This window comes from Sphingorhabdus contaminans, assembly GCF_007280415.1.
GTDB classification, from domain to species: Bacteria; Pseudomonadota; Alphaproteobacteria; order Sphingomonadales; family Sphingomonadaceae; genus Sphingorhabdus_B; species Sphingorhabdus_B contaminans.
The window spans coordinates 1,460,559-1,481,943 of record NZ_VKKU01000002.1 but is presented as its reverse complement, the minus strand read 5'-3'; the positions used below and the strand labels follow the sequence as shown (position 1 = coordinate 1,481,943).

The following is a 21,385-nucleotide window of genomic DNA, read 5'->3' as shown; positions in this document are numbered from 1 at the left end:
CAATGCTCGATAAACGTATGAGTGCGGCCGACATGGTCGCGCAACTTTCGGATGGGATGACAATCGGTATCGGAGGTTGGGGCCCGCGCCGCAAGCCAATGGCGCTTGTTCGGGAAATCCTGCGCTCTGGCCTGAAGGATCTGACGATCGTTGCTTATGGCGGCGCTGATGTCGGAATGCTGTGCGCCGCGGGCAAAGTGAAGAAACTGGTATTTGCCTTTGTGTCCCTCGACGCCATTCCGCTGGAGCCTTGGTTCCGAAAAGCACGCGAAGCAGGCCAGATAGAAGTGCTTGAACTCGATGAAGGCATGTTCCAATGGGGCCTCAAGGCCGCGGCCTTTGGCCTGCCCTTTCTACCGACAAGGGTCGGGCTCGGGACCGACCTAGCCGAGTTGGGCGGTTTGAAAACTGTTCAGTCACCTTATGCGGACGGCGAAACATTGATCGCGATGCCCGCACTGAACCTCGATGCCGCAATTTTGCATGTGAACCGCAGCGATTGGCGCGGCAACGTCCATTTATTCGGCGCAGACGTCTATTATGACGAATGGTTCGCAAAGGCCGCCTCCAAGACATTCGTCAGCTGCGAAGAGTTGGTCGACCGGATGGAGGACCATTATCCCGAACAAGCTCAAGCAAATGTTTTCGAACGTTGCTTCGTCACTGGCGTGGTCGAGATCGCAGGAGGGGCGCATCCAAGCTCAATGCCTCCGCATTACGGACCCGATATGAGGGCGTTCAAGACCTATGCCGATGCGGCGCGTGAACCGGGTAACTGGCCGGAAGTGTCCGACCGGTTTGTTGGCGCAAGCGAAGCGGAGTATTTGGCCGGAATAGGTGGAAAGGAAGCGGTGATGCAAACCCCGCTGGCGATTTACTGATGGCGACGCTTGCTGAACTCTGCATCGTGGCCTGCTCAGAGGCGTTTCGCGGTAATGGCGAGATCATCGCAACGGGCGTAGGCCCGGTTCCGCGCCTCGCTGCCAGCCTTGCCAAATTGACGCACAGTCCCGAACTGATGATGACCGATGGCGAAGCCTATCTTGTCGAAGATCCCGTGCCTCTCGGACCACGCGATTATGACGATCGCAAGGCAGCCGGTTATCTGCCTTTCTCGCGCTTTTTCGACAGTGCGGTGTGGACGGGCCGTCGCCATGCGATGGTAACGCCAACACAAATTGACCGCTTCGGCCAGATCAATCTTTCACAACTGGGCGGTACCCATAAGCAGCCAAAAACCCAGATGCTGGGTGTACGTGGATTCCCAGGCAACACCATTTATCACCCGAACAGCTTCTTCTTCCCCGCGCACGGACCGCGTGTGTTTGTGGAAGGCGAAGTCGATATGGTGTCTGGAGTTGGTTATAATCCTGCAAAGCGGATCGCCGGCGGAAATTACACCGGTGTCGACCTGCGGCTGATTGTTACAAACCTATGTGTGATGGATTTTGGCGGGATGGATAATGCCGTTCGTGTCGTTTCCTTGCATCCCGGAGTGACCTTTGCAGATGTCCAATCAGCGACAGGCTTCACGCTTGCGGATGCCGTTCAGGGTGAAACGCCACTGCCCACCGCAGAGCAACTTGAAATAATTAGCAGGCTTGATCCGCATAATATCCGGGCAGGGGTCATCAAGGATAATCCTCCAGCACATGGGAGTATGGCATGACCGATCTGGTTCAACCCAAGAACGTCGCAATCGAATACGAAACCGAAGAGCCTGTCCTGTACGAAGCAGCAGACGGCATTGCCTGGATCATGATGAACCGGCCCTCGTTCAACAATGCCCAAAACGGCCAGATGACCTATGCGCTTGACGACGCTTTCCAGCGCGCGGTCAATGACGACACTGTCAAGTGCATCGTGCTGGGAGGACACGGCAAGCATTTCAGCGCCGGACATGATATCGGCACACCGGGCCGCGACCTGCATTTCGAATTCGACAAACGACTGATGATTGCACCGCACACCAACAAGCCGGCCGCGGAATTGCTCTACACGCGCGAGCAGGAGCAGTATTTGGGAATGTGCCGTCGCTGGCGGGACATCCCAAAGCCTACTATTGCGATGGTGCAGGGTGCATGCATCGCGGGCGGGCTGATGCTTGCGTGGATATGCGACCTGATTGTTGCCAGCGAAGATGCTTTTTTCCAGGATCCCGTCGTTCCGCTGATGGGAATCCCGGGAGTAGAGTATTTTGCGCACGCTTATGAATTACCGCCACGTGTAGCCAAAGAATTTCTGCTGCTCGGCGAACGTATGCCCGCTGCCCGTGCCGAACAATTTGGCATGGTCAACAAAGTTGTACCGCGCGAGCAACTGAAAGAAGCAACCGCAGCCTGGGCGAACAAGCTTGCGGCAGGATCGCGGCTTGGCAATTGGCTCACCAAACAGGCCGTGAACCATGTCGAGGAATTACGTGGCAAACGTGCTGCCATGGACGCGGTATTCCACATGCATCATTTTGCTCATGCGCAGAATGACCTGGTGACCGGCGACTCTATTGGCGGTGTCAGCGGTAAATCGGCAGCGGCCGCAAATAAAAAGACATCGGACTGACCTTGCTGAAAACGCCGCTAACCGAGGCACTTGGTTGCCGCATACCGGTTATCCAGACCGCAATGGGTTGGATTGCCAAGCCGGAGCTTGTCGCAGCGACAAGTAATGCAGGCGCATTCGGATTTCTTGCAGCGGCAGTCATGACCCCCCAGGAAGCCAAGGACGAAATCGCACGTCTCAGGGATATGACACAACATGCCTTCGGTGTGAATTTCCACAGCTTCCAGCCGGGCGCTGCCGAAATTGTCGACATCATTCTTGCCAACAAGGATCGCATTCGTGCCGTCAGTTTCGGGCGCGGCCCGGATGCAAAAATGATCGGCCGGTTCAAGGATGCCGGAATCTTGTGCATTCCGACCATCGGTGCGGTCAAGCATGCGCAGAAAATGGAAGAACTTGGCTGCGACATGGTCACGGTTCAGGGCGGAGAAGGCGGCGGCCATACAGGTTCGGTTCCGACGACGGTACTGCTGCCTCAGGTACTGGATGCAGTAAAGATACCGGTGGTTGCAGCAGGTGGTTTCGCCGACGGGCGGGGCCTGGCGGCGGCACTCGGTTATGGGGCGGTTGGTATCGCAATGGGCACACGATTCTTGATGACGGCCGAAAGCCCGGTGCCAGCTGCACCCAAATCGGCCTATGTCAAGGCGGGCACCAGCGACATCGCCGTTTCCACCAAGGTTGATGGCATACCGCAACGCATGATCCTCAATCCATTGCTCAAGCGTATCGAAGGTTCCGGAAAAATCGCCATGTGGGCCCGTGCAGTAGAGGCGGGTATGGAAATGAAGCGCCAGACCGGAATGTCCTGGGGCGATGTCATACGTACCGCAAAGGCAATGACCAGCCATGGCGAAATGCCACTCGCACAGGCCATGATGGCGGCAGCGGCGCCGATGATGATCCAGCGCGCAGTTGTTTCGGGGGACGCGGATAACGGCCTAATGGCCACCGGTGTTGTCGCCGGCCGGCTGCAGGATCTGCCGAGCTGCGCGGAATTGCTCGCTCAAATCGAAACAGACGCGGCGGCGCGTATCGCCGCGATGCAAACCCTTCAGGCTTAGGAGAGAGATATGCCGATAAGCTGCAATGTGAAGGAACGAATTGCGGAGATTGTCTTCGACGTGCCACCGGTCAACGCATTTGATAGCGATACATGGATGTCGATACCGGACATTATTGCAGACGCCGGTCGCAATCCGGACGTCAATTGCATCCTGATCCGTGCGGAAGGAAGGGGCTTTTGCGGAGGCGTCGATATAAAGGAAATGCAGGCCCATCCCGAACGGATCACCATCCTAAACCGCGGCAATTACCTGACTTTCAAGGCTATCCGCGACGCCGAAGTACCGGTGGTTTCGGCTGTACATAAATTTGTCATTGGCGGCGGCATCGGAATTTGCGGGGCAAGCGATACGATTATCGCAGCCGACGATGCCTATTTCAGCCTGCCCGAGGTCGATCGCGGGGCAATGGGCGGGGCGAGCCATCTTTCGCGCATGCTGCCGCTGCACAAGGTGCGGGCTGCCTTTTTTACAGGTGGCAATATTCCCGCCGAAGAGGCTTACCGCTTGGGCGCGGTTGAGAAGATCGTCCCGCGCGCAGATCTTGAAAGGGAGGCTCGCGCTTTCTGTGCCGTAATCGCATCAAAGTCGCGCAAGGCCCTCGTCATCGCCAAGGAAGCGCTGAACGGGCTTGAACCGCGTGATGTTGATCGCGGTTATCGTTGGGAACAGGGCTTCACTTTGGAAATGTACATGCACGAGGATAGTCAGAAGTCGCGTGACGCCTTTGTGGAAACCGGCAAGGCGGCGGAATTCTGATGCATCTCCACTATACACCGGAACAGGAAAAATTTCGTGCCGAAGTGAGGGCATGGATGGAGGCACATGTTCCCAAAGAACCGCTGGTCACGCTGGAATGCAAAGAGGGATTTGACCAGCATGTCGAATGGGAGCGCACCCTCGCATCCGGCAATTGGGGCATGGTTACGTGGCCCGAAGAATATGGCGGTCGCGGCCTCGACTTAATTCAGTGGCTGATTTTCGAGGAAGAATATTTTCGCGCTGGTGGCCCCAACCGCGCTAACCAAAACGGCATTTTTCTGCTTGGCCCGACCATCATGGAATTCGGCACCGAGGACCAGAAGCGCCGTTTCCTGACACCCATGGCCAAAGGAGAAGTGATCTGGGCGCAAGCATGGTCCGAACCCGGTGCGGGCAGCGACATGGCAGCCATTTCCTCCAAAGCCGTCCGGGATGGTGATCATTATGTCATAACCGGACAGAAGACATGGAGCAGCCGCGCAGCCTTTGCCGATTGGGGCTTTGGCATTTTCCGCACAGACCCGGACAGCAAGCGGCACAAGGGCCTGACCTTCATACTGTTCGACCTCAATACGCCCGGCATCACCCGTCGGCCGATCCGCCAACTTCACGGCGAAACCGGATTTGCAGAACTTTTCTTTGATGAAGTGCGGGTTCCCGTAGAAAACTGCCTTGCCGGTGAAGGCGAAGGCTGGAACGTCGCTATGGCAACCGCCGGGTTCGAACGCGGATTAATGCTGCGGTCGCCCGGCAGGTTTCAGGCAACCGCAAAAAGGCTGGTAGAGCTTTACCGGGCGCACGAAGCTGAAGCTTCGCCGTCGGCGCGCGAGGCGGTTGTTCAGGCTTGGGGGGCAGCGCAGGCCTATGCCTATAATACCTATGCGGTAGCTTCAAAAATCATGGGGGGAGGCAAGATTGGCGCGGAGGCGAGCCTCAACAAGATTTTCTGGTCCGAACTCGATCGGTCCATGCATCGTACCGCCATGCTTTTACTCGGCGCACATGCCGAATTGAAGCGTTTTGGAAATGGCCAGATAAACCAGTGGCTCGAAGGCTATATCTTTTCACTATCCGGCCCGATCTATGCCGGGTCAAACGAAGTACAGCGCAACATCGTCGCTGAACGGCTTCTTGGCCTGCCACGTGTAGGAGCTGGATGATGGACTTCCGTTTTTCCGAAGACCAATTGGTGCTTGTCGAATCCGTCCGCGATTATTTCAGCGGAACCCACGGCCCTGAAGTCCTGAGACGACTGGATGTCGATGGCAATCGCGATCCTGCTATCTGGCAAGCTTTGGTGGATATGGGACTGACCGGCCTATGTGTACCCGAAGCCCATGGTGGCTTGGGAATGGGCCTTGTCGAAGCCGCACTGATTGCTGCTGAATGCGGACGGGTTTGTCTCGCCGAACCCTTGGTCGATACGGCTTTCGTGGCAGTGCCATGGCTTATCGCAAAAGGTGAAACCGATAAATTATCGGCGATTGCCTCTGGCGATCACAAGGTCGCCCTGCCCCATGTTCTAAATCCATGGGTAGCAGATGGCGAAGGCAAACCACAAACAAGTGTCGACCCTTTACGCAACCTCGCAATGTTCCCGGCAAGCGGGAGTAACGACGACCGTTTGCTCAATCTAGGTGCACTGATGAATGCGGCGCAGCTGTTGGGTCTGGCCGACGCAATGCTGGAACAGGCCGTTGAATATGCCAAGATACGTACGCAATTCGGGCAGCCCGTGGGAGCTTTTCAGGGAATCAAACACCAGCTCGCCAGTTGCGCCGTTGCGGTCGAGTTTGCAAAGCCCGTGGTTTGGAGGGCAGCTGCTGCAATGCAGGACGGTCTGGAAACCGCACCGGTTCATGTAAGCCACGCAAAGATCGCGGCGAGCGATGCTGCCATGTTGACCGCCGAAACCGCCATCCAAGTGCATGGCGCCATGGGCTACACCTATGAAGTGGACCTGCATTTCTGGATGAAGCGTAGCTGGGCGCTGGTCGGAGGATGGGGTGATCGCTCCTATCATTACAAGCGGCTCGACGCAGCCGTGCTGGGCGGTTCAATCCCGATCGGCCCGGAACACACTTTTGCTTGAGGAATGAAGATGGCTGAAGCCTATATCATTGATGCGGTACGAACTCCGATTGGACGCAAGAAAGGGACGCTAGCGGAACTGCACCCTGCCGATCTGGGCGCTGCCCCGATCAAGGCGCTGGTCGAACGCACAGGAATAGATGCGGGCGCTGTCGACGATGTCGTCTGGGGTTGCTGCGACACCATCGGTCCACAGGCCGGTGATATAGGTCGCACGGTATGGCTCGTTGCCGGACTACCCCAGCATGTCCCCGGAACAACAATTGACAGGCAATGCGGATCGAGCCAGCAGGCCGTACACTTCGCCGCCCAGGGGGTGATGAGCGGAACGCAGGACCTTGTCGTCGCGGGCGGATCGCAGGCGATGAATGCTATTCCCATTTCGGCGGCGATGCTGGCTGCGGAGCCTTACGGGTTCGCAAACCCGTTCAACACCTCACCCGGATGGGTGGCGCGATATGGCGATGGCATATTGAACCAGATCAATTCTGCAGAAATGATTGCAGCCAAATGGGGCATCAGCCGCGAAGCAATGGAAGAGTTCGCGTTCGCTTCGCACCAGCGCGCGCAGGCCGCATGGGACAATGGCTGGTTCGATGCCGAGGTGTCGCCATTGGCCGGGCTCGACCGCGATGAAACTATTCGCCCGCAAACGACGTTGGAAGGGCTTGCGAGCCTCCGGACGGTTCAGGAAGGCGGCGTCATCACCGCCGGCGTCGCAAGCCAGAATTGCGATGGTGCAGCAGCCCTGCTGATCGCCAGCGAGCAGGCCGTGAAGGAGCATGGCCTGAAACCGCGCGCACGTATCCACCACATTTCGGTCCGTGCCGACGACCCGGTTTGGATGCTGACGGCACCAATTCCTGCAACGCAATATGCGCTGAAAAAAGCGGGTATGTCGGTGAGTGATATTGATCTGTTTGAATGCAACGAGGCTTTTGCTTCGGTGCCGATGGCCTGGATGAAGGAACTCGGTATTCCGCATGAGAAGGTCAATGTGCAGGGCGGCGCTATTGCGTTGGGACACCCGCTTGGCGGCACAGGCGCCCGTCTGATGACCACCTTGCTGGGTGCGCTTGAACGCACAGGCGGGCGCTACGGTCTGCAGACGATGTGCGAAGGCGGTGGCCAGGCCAATGTGACGATTATCGAGAGGCTGTAATGGGTATTTGTGACGGAAGAACAGTAATCATCACCGGCGCCGCACGCGGGCTCGGGCGAGCTTATGCGCTCGCCTTCGGGGCTGAGGGGGCAAATGTGGTCGTGAATGACATTGGCACATCGCTTTCGGGCGAGGGGCGGGACACAAGCGCTGCCGACGCGGTAGTCGAGGAGATCACAGCATCGGGCGGCAAGGCGATCGCCAATTATGAAGACATCACCGACTGGGATGCCGCAAAGCGGATCGTCGATGCCGCCCTGGACGCGTTTGGCGATTTGCATGTGGTGGTCAACAATGCCGGCATCGTCCGCGATCGCATGTTTGTATCGGCGACATTGGAGGAATGGGACGCGACGATGCATGTCCATCTACGGGGGCATTTTTGTCTGTCACGTCATGCCGTGAACTATTGGCGCGAAAAACAGAAGGGGGGCTCAAATCCCGATGCGCGGATTATCAACACCTCATCGGGAGCCGGACTTCAGGGAAGCATTGCACAAGCCGCTTATTCCACGGCGAAAGGCGGCATCGCCGCGCTAACATTGGTACAGGCCGCAGAGCTTGGCCGGTACGGTATCACCGCCAACGCCCTCGCCCCCTCTGCCCGCACACGAATGACCGAACAAGCCTTCGCGGAAAAAATGGCGACCGAAGGCCAAAGCTTCGATGTCATGGACCCTGCCAACATTGCACCGACAGTAGTTTGGCTGGGGAGCGCGCAAAGCGCCGATGTAACAGGCTGCGTGTTTGAACTCGAAGGCGGCAAGATCATGCTTGAGGATGGATGGCGCGAAGGCCCTATGGTTGATGCTGGTGCCCGATGGAATCCGGGTGATGTTGGCGAAGCGGTTCAAAAACTGCTCACCGCCCGCACCCCACCGCGCAAAGTGTGGGGTACCGCCTGATGGAATTTGTGTTTACCGAAGAACAGGCGATGATCGGCGAGACCGCACGCGCCTTTTTCGCCGAAAGCGCAACGTCCGAGCATACGCGCAAGGCAATGGCGGGTGACGGCATTGATCGCGCATTGTGGCGATCCTTTTGTGGCGAATTGGGCCTTGGCGGAGTCGCGCTGCCCGAAACCTATGGTGGAGCAGGCCTTGGAATGGTGGAATTTGCTCTCGTGGCCGAAGCGGCGGGCGCACAAATTGCGGCTATTCCCCTGGCTGGAAGCATCGCTATGGCAGCGCATGCTATAGCCGCAGGCGGTAGCGAATCCCAAAAAGCAGAAATACTGCCTCGCCTTATAAGCGGCGATGTGATCGGCGCATGTGCCGGCACCCAGATGCTGACGGTGGATGCCAACACAATATCAGGCCAAGTGGATTTTGTTGCACATGGCGCAGCGGCCGACCTTTTTGTGCTTGGTGATACCGAAGGCGCATGGATCGTCCGGCGTGATGCGCCGGGTGTAACAGTGACCGCGCTCACGACGATGGACCAAACACGGCCATTCGCGCGAGTTACATTGGACCGGGCGACTGCGGAGCCGTTGCCGAAAGGGCAGCAAGCATTACAGACTGCGCGCGAATGTGGCTGGGTCTGCCTCGCTGCAGAAGCGTTAGGCGGCGCACAGGCGGCGCTCGACAAAACGGTCGCTTATGCCAGGGAACGCATCCAGTTCGGACGCCCCATCGGTTCGTTTCAGGCCTATAAGCATCGCCTCGCAGATATGGTAATCGAAATCGAGCAGGCACGCTCCGCCGTTTTCTGGGCAGCCTGTGCCGTCGATGAAGGCTCGGACGAGGCGGCTCTTGCTTTGCATGCGGCCAAGAGCTTTTGCGCCGACACATTTTTCATGTGTGCATCGAACATGATCCAGCTGCATGGCGGCATCGGTTTCACGTGGGAACATGATGCCCATCTCTATTTCAAGCGCGCAAGGTCGATCCAGACCATGTTGGGTAACGGCAATTACCATCGCGAACAGGTGGCAAAGATGATCTTGGGAGAAGCGGCATGAAACTGGGCTTCTCGCCAGAAGAAGAGTTGTTCCGTGCAGAATGTGCCGACTGGCTAAATGCGCAGATGGCAGGGGAATTCCGCGATATAAAGGGTATAAGCACACTCACGGAAAAAGCCGAGCGGCGCAAAGAGTGGGAGCAACATCTCGGCGCACATGGATGGGGATGCATCGGCTGGCCCAAAGAATGGGGCGGAAGAGGCGCTACCCTTGCCGAACAGGTTATCTTTGCCGAAGAATATGCCCGCGCAGGCGTTCCTGGCCGGGTCAACCATATCGGCATTGAGCTTGCCGGTCCCACGATCCTGACCTTCGGCACGGAGGATCAGAAGAAGCGTTTTCTGCCTGATATCGCAGCGGGCAATACAATTTTCTGTCAGGGCTTTTCGGAACCCGGCGCAGGATCGGACCTTGCCAGTGTTCGTACCAAAGGACGGCTTGAAAACGGTTCCTGGGTCGTCAACGGCCAGAAAATCTGGACAAGCTTGGCACATATTTCGGACTGGATTTTTGTCGTTACCCGTACTGAAGAAGGCTCAAAGGGTCCAAAGGGACTGACCTTCCTGATGATGCCGATCGACCAGCCGGGTATTGAAATCCGACCGATCAAGCAGATCAATGGTGATGCCGAATTCAACGAAACCTTTTTTACCGACGCGACCTGTCCCGAAGACAGCCTGATCGGTGCCGTAGGCGACGGATGGCGGATTGCCATGGGCCTTCTCGCCTTTGAACGCGGGGTTTCCACGCTGGGGCAGCAAATGGCATTCCGGAACGAACTGGACGCCATCATTCTGGATGCAAAAGCGAATGGAGCAGCCAGTGATTCTTTGGTCCGGCAGCGTTTGGCAAAGGCCGAAATCGGATTGAGGCTGATGCGCTATGGCGCGCTACGGATGCTATCAAACACCGATCATTCAAAAGTCGACGGGGCAGCGCTGACCTATAAAATTCAGTGGGCGACATGGCGCCGTAATCTCGGTGAGTTGGCGATGGATGTGTTGGGGCAAGCGGGTGAAGTCACCGATAATGCCGACTATGAATGGACAATGCTTCCTAACCTATTCCTCTATTCCCGCGCCGACACAATTTATGGCGGTACCAACCAGATCCAGCGCAACCTGATTGCTGAACGCGGTCTTGGGATGCCGCGGGAACCTAGGGGAGACGTATGACGACACCTGCCTATCCCCAACCCCGCGACCTACTGAAGGGCAAGACCGTTGTTGTCACCGCTGCCGCCGGCACCGGCATCGGTTATGCTGTTGCCAAGCGTGCGGCCGAAGAAGGGGCAACCGTACTGATCAGCGATTTTCATGAACGCAGGCTCGGCGAGGCTGCGGACCGGATAGCTGAAGAGACAGGCTGCGCACGACCGGCTACCTTTGTTTGCGACGTTACCAATCAAGAACAGGTCGATGGCCTGCGCGACGCGGCACTGCGGGAACTAGGATCTATCGACGTGCTCATCAACAATGCCGGTCTGGGCGGCGAAGTCGATGTTGTGGATATGAGCGACGATCAATGGAACCGCGTGCTCGACGTGACATTAAACAGCGTGTTTCGCATGACCCGCGCTTTTCTGCCTACAATGTACGAACGCAAATCGGGAATCATTGTGAACAATGCTTCCGTCCTTGGATGGCGCGCGCAAAAAGGCCAGGCCCATTATGCCGCGGCAAAAGCAGGTGTCATGGCCTTTACCCGTTGTTCCGCGATTGAGGCTGCCGAACATGGCGTGCGTATAAACGCAGTCGCCCCATCCATTGCGATGCATGCGTTTCTGGCCAAGGTGACGACCGATGACCTGCTAGCGGAACTATCCGCAAAGGAAGCGTTCGGCCGGCCTGCCGAAGTATGGGAAGTCGCAAATGTGATGATCTTCCTTGCTTCGGACCTGTCATCTTACATGACCGGCGAAATAGTCTCGGTCTCAAGCCAGCGCGCATGAGGTTAAGCACATGACCAGAATTTTCGAGACCCCAGCCGCACTAATCGGAAGCGAAGGAACCCCGTTGGGGCCCACTGACTGGCTAGCGATCGAGCAGGATCGGGTAAATGGTTTTGCCGATGTCACCGGCGATCACCAATGGATACATGTCGATGTGCAACGTGCGGCAGATGGCCCCTTTGGCGGCACAATCGCCCATGGTTATCTGACGATGAGTTTGGTCAACTATTTCCTGCCGCAATTGATTGAAGTGCGGGGTTTTGCACATGCTGTGAATGTCGGCGCAGACAGGCTGCGTTTTCTTGCGCCGGTCAAGGTGGGCGCCCGCATTAGAGGCGTCGGCGAAATTGTTTCGATTGAGGAAATCAAGGGTGCGATCCAGTCGGTCGTCCGTGTGACGGTCGAGATTGAGGGCAGCGAAAAGCCCGCATGCGTTGTGGACACCATCAGCCGCTATTTTCCGGAGACCTGACATGCCAACCACCGAACAAAAACTCGCGGCCGTAAACGGATATGTCGATGCATTCGCGAGGGGCGATGCCGAAGCCATTGTGGCTCTGTTCGACGCAAACGCCACGGTCGAGGATCCGGTCGGTACGGCAATCAGACGCGGTCATGATGAAATACGGGCATTTTATACAGGTTCGATGGCCACAGGAGCAAAGCTCGAGCTTTATGGGACGCCGCGTTGCGCCGCGGACTATGTTGCGTTCGATTTCGCTGTCAAACTCGAATGGCAAGGTCAGAAAACCGTCATAGATGTGATCGACACCTTCCGCCTGAATGATGCGGGCAAAATAGTCGAAATGCGCGCCTATTGGGGGCCGGAGAATATGAAGGCCGGATAATGCTGTCGCCCCTACCCCAGACTATACCGCATGCTGCCGAGGCCGCCGCACGCCAATGGCCAGATGCACCCGTCGTCATCGAGGGCGACCTGACACTCAGCTTTGCCGAGCTTTGGGATTTGTCGAGGGCGGCCGCATCCTCACTGATCGCACGGGGCGCCAAGGCGGGAGACCGGATTGCGATCTGGGCACCTAACCGGCACGAGTGGATCATTGCAGCTATCGCCACGATGACAATAGGCGCAGCCGTTGTCACATTGAATACCCGATTAAAGGGACGCGAAGCGGGTGATATCTTGCGCCGTACCAAGGCGCGCATCCTGTTTACGGTCAGTGACTTTCTCGGCATCGATTATCGCGCCTTGCTTGCCGAAGAGAACTTGCCAGACCTTTCCGAAACCATCCTTATGGATGTCGGCTTCCCCGACTTTCTGGCATATGGCAAAGGATCAGGCGATGTAGCGGTCGATGCGGCTTTGACGATCATCAATGCCGATACCATTTCAGATATTCTTTTCACCAGCGGCACCACCGGCAGTCCGAAAGGTGTGATGATGACCCATGGCCGGGTCCTGCCGCAATGCGCGGTGTGGATCGGCAATACAGGCCTCGGCTTTGGTGAGCGCTACCTGATCGCCAATCCCTTTTTCCATAGTTTCGGGATGAAGGTAGGTTGGGTCGCCTGCCTGTTGTCGGGGGCAGTCGCGGTACCGATGGCGCAATTCGAAGTACATGAAGCGATAAATCTTATCGAACGGTTGAAGATCAGCTTCCTCCCCGGGCCGCCCACAATTTTCCAGATGCTGCTGTCGGAGCGCGACAAGAAGCCTTTTGATACATCTTCGTTACGTGGCGGAACGACGGGCGCAGCAACTGTCCCGCCCATTCTGGTTGAACGCATCCGGAATGAGCTCGGTATCCGGGATATCATTACGGCTTACGGCATGACCGAGTGTGTGAACATCACCGGATGCCGGCCGGGAGACCCTGTCGATTTGATCGCGCAAACATGCGGCGCTGCGATTCCGGGGAACGAAGTCATAATCGCCGATGAAGCCGGAATCGAAGTTCCGCGAGGCGCAACAGGCGAGATTTTGGTTCGGGGCCAAGGCGTTATGTTGGGTTATCTTGATGACCCTGATGCTACGGACGAGGCCATCGACGCGGACGGCTGGTTGCATACCGGCGATGTCGGCACGATGGACACAAATGGTTATGTCCGGATCACCGATCGCAAGAAAGACCTGTACATCTCCGGCGGGTTCAATGTGTACCCTGCCGAGGTGGAAAAGCTGCTGTCCGCACATCCCGCTGTTGCGATGGTCGCGGTTGTCGGCGTCCCCGATGATCGGATGGGCGAAGTCGGCAAAGCCTATGTCGTCCTGCGCCCCGGAACCAGTACAACCGAGGCGACACTGGTCGCATGGAGCCGGGAAAATATGGCGAATTACAAAGTCCCGCGCAGCTTCGTCTTTGTCGAAGACCTGCCCCGCAATGCGAGCGGCAAGGTCCTCAAGACCGAATTACGTTCGATCTAGACCGCCGTTGCGCCCCCATCGATCACCAATGCGTGGCCGGTAACAAAACTTGCCTGATCCGAACAAAGCCAAAGCACTGCACTGGCGATTTCTTCGGGACGGCCCATGCGGCCCATGGGTGTCATGCTATCCAGCACCTTGCGCATTTCGGGATTGGCTGCGAGCGGAGCGGTCATGCCTGTTTCGACTACGCCGGGGCAGACCGCATTTACACGAACGCCTTGCTGTGCCCAACGCAGCGCTCCGTGCCGGGTTAACCCGACCACACCATGTTTTGTCGCAACATAACCCGGCTGCGCTCCATTTCCGACCAGGCCGTTGATCGAGCTCGTGTTCACGATTGCACCTTTGCCTGCTTTCAGCATCACCTCGGATTCTTCGCGCATACACAGCATCACACCCGTAAGGTTGACGCCCAGACTTTTGGCCCAGACATCATCGTCATATTCATTCGCCATCATTGAATTTATGCCGGCATTATTGTGCGCAAAATCAAGGCCGCCATATTCCGATACAGCCCGGGCCACCAATGCCTTGACCTGATCGGCTTCGGACACATCACAGTTCTGGAATACCGCTGCCCCACCCGCAGCACGAATCATTTCGACAGTCTCGGTCCCTCCCGTCTCGTTCACATCAGACACGATAACGCGCGCGCCGGATGCTGCGAAACCGATCGCGCTGGCGCGTCCAATGCCGCTACCTGCGCCGGTGACGAGGGCCACCTTTCCATCGAATCCATAATTCATCCTGCGTTCCTTCCTTGATTTGCGTAATTATTTGCATAGAGTGTTACGCAAATCACGGTCAAGGACGTTATCCTGCATGCATGATATTTTATTCACTCCGGTTAGGATTGGGGCGCTAGAGTTAGCAAATCGGATCATCATGGCCCCCATGACTCGCGACCGGGCCGGGCCTGGAGATGTTCCGACTGACTTAATGGCAGAATATTACCGCCAAAGGGCAAGCGCCGGACTTATCATCACCGAAGGGACACAGCCTTCGCCCGAAGGCAAAGGATATTGGCGCACGCCCGGTATCTATACGCAGGAACAGATCGACGGCTGGGCGCGGGTTGCTGACGCGGTGCATGCCGAAGGTGGCAGGATCGTGATGCAACTGATGCATGTCGGCCGCGTGGTTGTACCAGCGAACCGGGGTTTTGAAGCCGATATCATCGCTCCTTCCGCTATCCCCTGCGGAGATAAAGTACCCGGGCCTGATGGCGTACCCTTGGCATGCGGCTCTCCGCGAGCCATGACGCAGGATGATATTTTCCGCGTAGCTGAGGAATTTGTCACTGCGGCCCGCAATGCCCGGGCGGCAGGCATTGATGGCGTTGAACTGCATTGCGCCAGCGGCTATCTGGTCAACCAGTTCCTGAATAGCGCCAGCAATCATCGTGATGACGCCTTCGGAGGGCCACCAGCGCAAAGGGTTGCTTTTGCCGAACTGATCCTGGGACGGATGGCCGATGCTATTGGCGCCGATCGCGTCGGATTCCGCATTTCGCCCGGCAATCCCTATAACGGGATGGATCCCGTTGACCCGGCTCCCGTGTTTTCCGCACTGCTGCAAGCCGCGGACAAGATCGGCAATGCACGCACAGGGGCCGGACTTGCCTATGTCCATGTCATCGATATGAATCTCGCAGATCTCGATACGCTGGCAATGGTACGATCAAACTGGTCTGGTCCAGTGATTGCGAACAACAATCTAAGCGCGTCGACTGCGAGCCAGTTGATCGAAGATCGCAAAGCTGAAGCGGCCTCTTTTGGCAGATTATTTATTGCAAATCCGAAGCTACCAGACCTGTTTCGCACAGGCGGCGCCGCGTCCAAAACACGCTATGAATTTTTGTACCAAGGGGAGGATGAGGGATATACGGACTACTGATCGGTACTCTCTCACCACCGCGGCCAAACACGACCGAAAGCCGCCCTTAACGTCACAATCTTTAGCGCAACAATTAGCTGAGCTTCGCCATTTGGCGCTCACATTCCTGATGCAAAAATGAATCGAGCATCGCGATGTCACTTGGATTTCCTGTCCAAGCAGAGGCAAAGACTCCATTTGTCCCGAACAATGCACTGGTAATTCCGGTTTGGCCTGCGCTTTCCCAAAGATCGCGAAAATAATCGCGCATCGGGTCCTCCACGTCATGACCGTCGCCCCTGATATGCAAGATCCATGCAGCGAGCGCGGTCAGTATTGCAGGGCATTGCAGGCCCGCATGCTGGTGAAAGGCAAGTGTTTCCAGCCAGCGTTGAGGGATTTTCTGGCTACCATCCATCGCAATCTGGTTGAGCCGGTGTTTGAGTGCAGGATTCTTAAAACGTTCGATCAGGGCATCTGCATATTCCGAAAGATCCAGCCCAACCGTCGGCATCAGGCTCGGCGCAGCCTCTTCCCGCATCAGGCGATTGATCAATTGCAAAAGCCTAGTGTCTGCCACCGCCTGGTGCACAAATTCATGCCCTGCTTGCAGACCAAGATAGGCGAGCGCGGAATGGGCACCGTTTAGCATCCTTAGCTTCGCGGTTTCAAAGGCGGTCACGTTCGCGACTATTTGCACGCCATGCTTTTCCCAGGCCGGTCGGGATCCGGCAAAATTATCCTCGATCACCCATTGCGTAAATGGTTCAGTGACGACGGCAGCGGCATCCTGTAGGCCAAGTAACGCCTCTACTTCGGCACGGTCGGTTTGCGTCGTTGCGGGGACTATGCGGTCAATCATCGTCGATGGACAGGCGCAGTTTTCGTCGAACCATGCACGCACATCAGGCGCGGTTGCTTCCAGATATTGCGCCATTAGCCTGTGCAATTGCGCGCCATTGGCGGCCAGATTGTCGCAGCTAAGCAAGGTGAGGCCCGCAAGGCCGGAATCGCGACGCCGCGCAAAAGCCTCGGCAAGATAGCTATAGGCCGACCGGCTATCGGCGAGCGCAAAATCGAGTGAGCCGTCGGGAGCGCGGCAATAGCCTTTTTCCGTGATCGTAAAACTCACAATGTGGGTGTCTGCAGAGGCCAGTGCGTTGACCACCCGCTCCCGATCTTCCGATGCGACCAGCACGTCCGCGACCGCGCCGATAATCCGAACCTTGCTTCCCGCGGAGCTGCGTTCGACCAGGCTGTACAACCCGTCTTGGGGGGACAGCTGATCATGGGCGATGCGGGAACGGAGCGACACACCCAATATACGCCAGTCACCGCCCTCAACAGCCAGCACATCATCTGTATATGCTGCCATATGCGCACGGTGGAATGCGCCGATCCCGAAATGCACAATGCCAATTTTGTGCTTTTCTCTGCTATATCGGGGTCGGGTGATCTGGTTAGGCAATTGCTTAACATTGATAGTCGAAAGCCTCATAATCTATAGGCTGCCTTGACCAGATTATATGCCAGATCCACCGCGAGATCAGCCGCTTCCCACTCTTCCATCCGATGTTCAGCCACAAGCCGCGCAAGGAAATTGCAATCGACCCTGCGTGCAACATCGTGCCGCGCAGGAATGGACAGAAACGCGCGGGTGTCATCATTGAAACCAACCGTGTTATAAAAGCCGGCTGTCTCGGTCACATTTTCACGAAAGCGCCGCATGCCTTCGGGACTGTCGTGGAACCACCAGGCGGGGCCCAGTTTCAAACAGGGATAATGCCCGGCGAGCGGCGCTAGCTCACGTGCATAGACACTCTCATCCAGCGTAAACAGGATGATGGATAGCCGGGCTTCATTCCCATATTTGCCCAATAACGGACGCAGTGCCTGTACATAGTCGGTCCGGGTCGGGATGTCGGCACCCTTGTCGCGCCCGAATTTGTCAAACAGTTGCTTATTATGATTGCGAAAAGCTCCCGGATGTATTTGCATGACTAAACCGTCTTCAAGGCTCATTCCCGCCATCTCGGTCAGCATTTGGGCACGGAAGAGTTCAGCATCTTCAGGTGATGCCTGTCCTCCCGCAACGCGACCGAACAAGGCTTCTGCCTCGACCGGTGCAAGGTTCGCGGTCCGAGCAGTCGGATGGCCATGGTCGGTGGATGTTGCCCCCATTGCAGCAAAGAACGCCCGGCGTTTGCGATGCGCGGCGAGATAACCGGGCCAGCTGAAACAATCTTCGCCCGTCATGTCCGACAAGATTTCGAGATTGTGATGAAACCCCTCAAATTCCGGATCGACAACGGGATCGGGGCGGTAGGCTGTTATGACACGGCCTTTCCACCCGCTATCCCGGATGGCCTGATGATGACGCAAGTCATCCAGCGGACTTTCGGTAGTCGCAATGACTTCGATATTGTAGCGCTCAAACAGTGCGCGCGGGCGGAATGCGTCCGTCGTCAATGCTTCTGTGATCCGGTCATAATAATGATCGCTGGTTTCAGCAGACAGCAGCACGTCAAGTTCAAAGCTTTGCGAAAAAACCCAATCGAGCCACATGCGCGAAGGTGTCCCGCGGAACAGATGATAACGCGAAGCAAACAGACGCCAGCTTTCCCGCGGATCAGCGTCCGGATTGCCAATTCCCAAATCTTCCAGTGACACGCCTTGGGAATAGAGCATGCGGAAAATATAGTGGTCGGGATGCAAGAGCAATTCCGTTGCGTTGCCGAACGGCGCGTCGGTCGCCCACCATTCCGGATCGGTATGACCATGAGGGCTGACAATGGGTAAGGTGGCGACTTGGGCATAGAGCCGCCGCGCAATCGCCCGAATTTCGAGGTCGCTCGAAAACAGCCGGTCGGGATGCAGTTTCAACGGTTGCGGCATTCTATAGTCCTTGTGAATGGGCCCATGCTGTGAACAGATCTGGCCAAGCTTCAACAGGTTTGCCAATTGTCTTGCGCAAGCCAAAGCCGTGCCCGCCATGGGTAAAAAGATGGGTTTCGACGGGGATGTTTTTGGCCCGCAGGGCTGCGCGCAGGATGAGCGCATTTTCGACGGGCACGACATCATCATCTTCTGCGTGCAGGATGAAATGCGGTGGGGCATTTGCCGGGATGTTGAGATGCGGGCTATGGGCCGCCTCTTTGCTGGCCGGTGCGGTTGTTCCAACCAGTTTTTCGCGACTGCCCGCATGGGCTATGGGCGCGGACATTGAAATCACAGGGTATATCGGCGCAGCCACGAAAGGTCGTGCGGAAAGGCTGTCGGCTTGATCGACGGCATCATAGACAGGTGTTGCAAACCGGGCAGCAAGATCAGCACAGGCGTGCCCGCCAGCGGAAAAGCCCATCGCCGCGACACGTTCGGGATCGATCGCGTAGGCTGCCGCACGATGGCGAATAAGGCGCATGGCACGCTGGCAATCCTGAAGCACCACATTCGGACCTGCCGCCCATCCTTCACCGGGCAGACGGTAAAAGAGGACAAAGACAGTATATCCCCGGGCCGAAAGCCATCGGCCCAGTTCATAGCCTTCCTTATCCACGACCACCCAGCGATATCCTCCGCCGGGCGTAATGAGAACCGCAGCGCCATTCGGTCTGGACGGTCGGAAAACGGCCATACGCGGACGGCTGATGCCAAAGACCGCCCTATCGGTCAGTTGCGGATCGGTTGAACGTTCGTTGACTGTTTCTGTCAAACCTGCCGCCGGAGCGCCCGGCGCACCTTTCGGCCAGAGATCAATGGTCTCGGTGGGCTGGGGTAGACCGGCAGGCAAGGCACCCCCCGTCAGCGGTGGCGGCGTTTGTCCGAAGGCTACCCCGGCCATTCCCGTCGCAGCCAAACCGATCATAGTCCGGCGATCGATTGTCATAGCGCCTCATAGGTGAAATTGCGAAAACGGACATCGCCTTCACCTGCCGCATAAATTGCCGGGCGCAGGGACAGGAAATCATAGGCCACATTGTGGTGATATCCCGAAACCTCCATTTGAACATCGAACTTCTGCCATGTCTGGCGGTCGTCCTTACTGGTATGGATGGTGAGAATATTGTTCTGGTTGGACAGGCGGATCGCCAGTTTGCGTACCGGACCCCCACCCGGATCGCGTTGACCTGGTATGGCCCCGCGCGGACGCTGAAGACCGTAACGATGCATGACAAGACCCTGCGGGCCAAAGCCAAGCCCGGCATAGAGTCTGCGGCTATAGTAAAGCAGCACTCCTCCCTCAGCCTCACCGGACGTTTCAACATCGGCAGTAATTCGGTAAGCCTGATCGCCAGCAATGCAGGTAAGCGGAGAGCAGTCGGTAGGCGACTTTCCCTTGCCTTTCATGACAAGAGTCCGATCGCCGCGCTTCAGTCGCGACTGCTCATCGGGCGCTGGGTCGTAAAAGGACCATAAGGTCCCCAACCGGTCCGTCGAAAAATCATCGGACAGAGCCATTCCGTGCATTTGAGACTCGCTGTCGATCGGCTTTCTCAATGCCCTCGACAAGTCACCACCCAAAGGCCTCGGCCAGCCGTCCTTCGCCCATTTAACAGGTTCGAGCAGCGCCTGACGCCCCAATGTCCAATAGCCGTTTTCATAGCCATGGTAAATCATCCACCATTTACCGTTCGGTCCTTCGAACAATGTGGCATGCCCCCGCGACCACCATTTTTCGCGCGGCGACTGTGTACGGATCAGCGGATTGTGCGGACAATTTTCCCAAGGTCCGTCGATCGATCGGCTTCGCGCCATGATGACCATATGCCCGGTGGGCGGACCTGCGGTTCCTCCCACGGCTGTCGTCATGTACCAATAGTCACCCCGCTTGACGATTTTCGGACCTTCAGGTGCGAATGTTTCCACAACCCAATCTTCAGGATAGCGCCAGGGATCATATACATGCTCCACTTCACCGACCGTAGACAGACCGTCGTCAGAAAGCCTGATCCGGTCCCCGCCCGACAAAAACAGCCACCGGCGTCCTTGTTCATCCGTAACATGTTCAGGATCGATATGTGCAGGCAGGTTGAGGTCAACAGGGTCGCTCCAGGGCCCGGTCATCTTGTCCGCCTGGATAACATAAATTGATCGTTTGGCAGGCGTCCGCGCAGGAATATAGCAATAGAAACGCCCTTGATGCTTGGCAAGGCAAGGTGCCCAAACAGATCCAATCGGTTGGCGTAATGCCGCATGAACCGGCAACCAGTTCACCAGATCACGGCTGTGCCAGATTATGATTCCGGGATAGGAATCAAAACTTGAAAAGGTCAGATAATAATCATCGCCATCGCGCAGTAATGCGGGGTCTGGATGATCTCCGGCAAAAACCGGGTTCAGAAACATGCCGTTTCCGAGATCAGCCTTCCTTTGCCCCTCAACCCCGCGTGCCCAGCGCATGGCCGCGTGCGGATCGAGACTCGACGTTGCCGCAGAACCTTGCGCATATACGGCATCGGGCAGAAATGGCAGGCACCCCAGAAAAGCTAGACTGGTTCGACGATCTATTTCCATGCCCATTCACCTAACCGAAAAGGACTGGCAACGCCGTCGCGTTGACCAGTCCCTC

General features: G+C 56.9%; 21 protein-coding genes. 16 read left to right on the top strand and 5 right to left on the bottom strand.

Going from position 1 to position 21,385, the window contains the following annotated elements; all coding sequences use genetic code 11:
* Positions 1–2 precede the first annotated feature (2 nt).
* The 15 genes from FOM92_RS15300 to FOM92_RS15230 are packed head-to-tail and all read left to right on the top strand — an operon-like array spanning position 3 to position 13,938.
* Positions 3–881 carry a CoA transferase subunit A gene (locus FOM92_RS15300; protein WP_342778193.1) on the top strand — a complete coding sequence of 293 codons (879 nt, stop codon included), beginning with the start codon at positions 3–5 and terminating at the stop codon, positions 879–881.
* Complete coding sequence (locus FOM92_RS15295; RefSeq protein WP_143777666.1) at positions 881–1,669, top strand: CoA-transferase subunit beta; 789 nt, start codon at positions 881–883, stop codon at positions 1,667–1,669. The genes FOM92_RS15300 and FOM92_RS15295 overlap by 1 nt, the downstream gene beginning before the upstream one ends.
* Positions 1,666–2,559 carry an enoyl-CoA hydratase gene (locus tag FOM92_RS15290; protein ID WP_143777665.1) on the top strand — a complete coding sequence of 298 codons (894 nt, stop codon included), beginning with the start codon at positions 1,666–1,668 and terminating at the stop codon, positions 2,557–2,559. The genes FOM92_RS15295 and FOM92_RS15290 overlap by 4 nt, the downstream gene beginning before the upstream one ends.
* Positions 2,560–2,561: 2 nt before the next feature.
* On the top strand, positions 2,562–3,623 hold the full coding sequence (locus tag FOM92_RS15285; protein ID WP_246087331.1) for an NAD(P)H-dependent flavin oxidoreductase: 1,062 nt from the start codon (positions 2,562–2,564) through the stop codon (positions 3,621–3,623).
* A 9-nt stretch (positions 3,624–3,632) separates the two neighbouring features.
* Complete coding sequence (locus tag FOM92_RS15280; RefSeq protein WP_143777663.1) at positions 3,633–4,382, top strand: enoyl-CoA hydratase family protein; 750 nt, start codon at positions 3,633–3,635, stop codon at positions 4,380–4,382.
* On the top strand, positions 4,382–5,545 hold the full coding sequence (locus tag FOM92_RS15275) for an acyl-CoA dehydrogenase family protein (RefSeq protein ID WP_143777662.1): 1,164 nt from the start codon (positions 4,382–4,384) through the stop codon (positions 5,543–5,545). The genes FOM92_RS15280 and FOM92_RS15275 overlap by 1 nt, the downstream gene beginning before the upstream one ends.
* Positions 5,542–6,477 carry an acyl-CoA dehydrogenase family protein gene (locus FOM92_RS15270; protein ID WP_246087330.1) on the top strand — a complete coding sequence of 312 codons (936 nt, stop codon included), beginning with the start codon at positions 5,542–5,544 and terminating at the stop codon, positions 6,475–6,477. The genes FOM92_RS15275 and FOM92_RS15270 overlap by 4 nt, the downstream gene beginning before the upstream one ends.
* Positions 6,478–6,486: 9 nt before the next feature.
* On the top strand, positions 6,487–7,638 hold the full coding sequence (locus tag FOM92_RS15265) for an acetyl-CoA C-acetyltransferase (RefSeq protein ID WP_143777661.1): 1,152 nt from the start codon (positions 6,487–6,489) through the stop codon (positions 7,636–7,638).
* Positions 7,638–8,543: an SDR family oxidoreductase gene (locus FOM92_RS15260; protein ID WP_143777660.1), complete on the top strand. Its 906-nt coding sequence runs from the start codon at positions 7,638–7,640 to the stop codon at positions 8,541–8,543. Before FOM92_RS15265 ends, FOM92_RS15260 begins: the two co-directional genes overlap by 1 nt.
* On the top strand, positions 8,543–9,601 hold the full coding sequence (locus tag FOM92_RS15255; protein WP_143777659.1) for an acyl-CoA dehydrogenase family protein: 1,059 nt from the start codon (positions 8,543–8,545) through the stop codon (positions 9,599–9,601). The genes FOM92_RS15260 and FOM92_RS15255 overlap by 1 nt, the downstream gene beginning before the upstream one ends.
* Entirely contained in the window at positions 9,598–10,776 is a 1,179-nt protein-coding gene (locus FOM92_RS15250; RefSeq protein ID WP_143777658.1) for an acyl-CoA dehydrogenase family protein, read from the top strand. The genes FOM92_RS15255 and FOM92_RS15250 overlap by 4 nt, the downstream gene beginning before the upstream one ends.
* A complete protein-coding gene (locus tag FOM92_RS15245; RefSeq protein ID WP_143777657.1) occupies positions 10,773–11,552 on the top strand; it encodes an SDR family oxidoreductase in 780 nt (259 codons plus the stop codon). Before FOM92_RS15250 ends, FOM92_RS15245 begins: the two co-directional genes overlap by 4 nt.
* A 10-nt stretch (positions 11,553–11,562) precedes the next feature.
* Positions 11,563–12,024: a MaoC family dehydratase gene (locus tag FOM92_RS15240; RefSeq protein ID WP_143777656.1), complete on the top strand. Its 462-nt coding sequence runs from the start codon at positions 11,563–11,565 to the stop codon at positions 12,022–12,024.
* 1 nt (position 12,025) lies between these two features.
* A complete protein-coding gene (locus FOM92_RS15235; RefSeq protein WP_143777655.1) occupies positions 12,026–12,400 on the top strand; it encodes a nuclear transport factor 2 family protein in 375 nt (124 codons plus the stop codon).
* Entirely contained in the window at positions 12,400–13,938 is a 1,539-nt protein-coding gene (locus tag FOM92_RS15230; protein WP_143777654.1) for a FadD3 family acyl-CoA ligase, read from the top strand. Before FOM92_RS15235 ends, FOM92_RS15230 begins: the two co-directional genes overlap by 1 nt.
* Here FOM92_RS15230 and FOM92_RS15225 read toward each other — a convergent pair.
* Positions 13,935–14,687 (bottom strand): SDR family NAD(P)-dependent oxidoreductase, encoded by a 753-nt coding sequence (locus FOM92_RS15225; protein ID WP_143777653.1) that lies wholly within the window; start codon positions 14,685–14,687, stop codon positions 13,935–13,937. The genes FOM92_RS15230 and FOM92_RS15225 overlap by 4 nt on opposite strands.
* A 76-nt stretch (positions 14,688–14,763) precedes the next feature.
* Between FOM92_RS15225 and FOM92_RS15220 the strand changes: the two genes are divergently transcribed.
* Positions 14,764–15,837 (top strand): alkene reductase, encoded by a 1,074-nt coding sequence (locus FOM92_RS15220; RefSeq protein WP_143777652.1) that lies wholly within the window; start codon positions 14,764–14,766, stop codon positions 15,835–15,837.
* A 73-nt stretch (positions 15,838–15,910) separates the two neighbouring features.
* Here FOM92_RS15220 and FOM92_RS15215 read toward each other — a convergent pair whose 3' ends face one another.
* Genes FOM92_RS15215 through FOM92_RS15200 form a run of 4 tightly spaced genes read right to left on the bottom strand, consistent with a single transcriptional unit; the run spans position 15,911 to position 21,330 of the window.
* A complete protein-coding gene (locus FOM92_RS15215; protein ID WP_143777651.1) occupies positions 15,911–17,314 on the bottom strand; it encodes a mannitol dehydrogenase family protein in 1,404 nt (467 codons plus the stop codon).
* On the bottom strand, positions 17,311–18,711 hold the full coding sequence (uxaC, locus tag FOM92_RS15210; protein WP_143777650.1) for a glucuronate isomerase: 1,401 nt from the start codon (positions 18,709–18,711) through the stop codon (positions 17,311–17,313). The genes FOM92_RS15215 and uxaC overlap by 4 nt, the downstream gene beginning before the upstream one ends.
* Position 18,712: 1 nt before the next feature.
* Positions 18,713–19,702, bottom strand: a complete 990-nt coding sequence (locus FOM92_RS15205) for an alpha/beta hydrolase (RefSeq protein ID WP_143777649.1) — start codon at positions 19,700–19,702, stop codon at positions 18,713–18,715.
* Positions 19,699–21,330 (bottom strand): family 43 glycosylhydrolase, encoded by a 1,632-nt coding sequence (locus FOM92_RS15200; RefSeq protein WP_170226923.1) that lies wholly within the window; start codon positions 21,328–21,330, stop codon positions 19,699–19,701. Before FOM92_RS15200 ends, FOM92_RS15205 begins: the two co-directional genes overlap by 4 nt.
* Positions 21,331–21,385 lie beyond the last annotated feature (55 nt).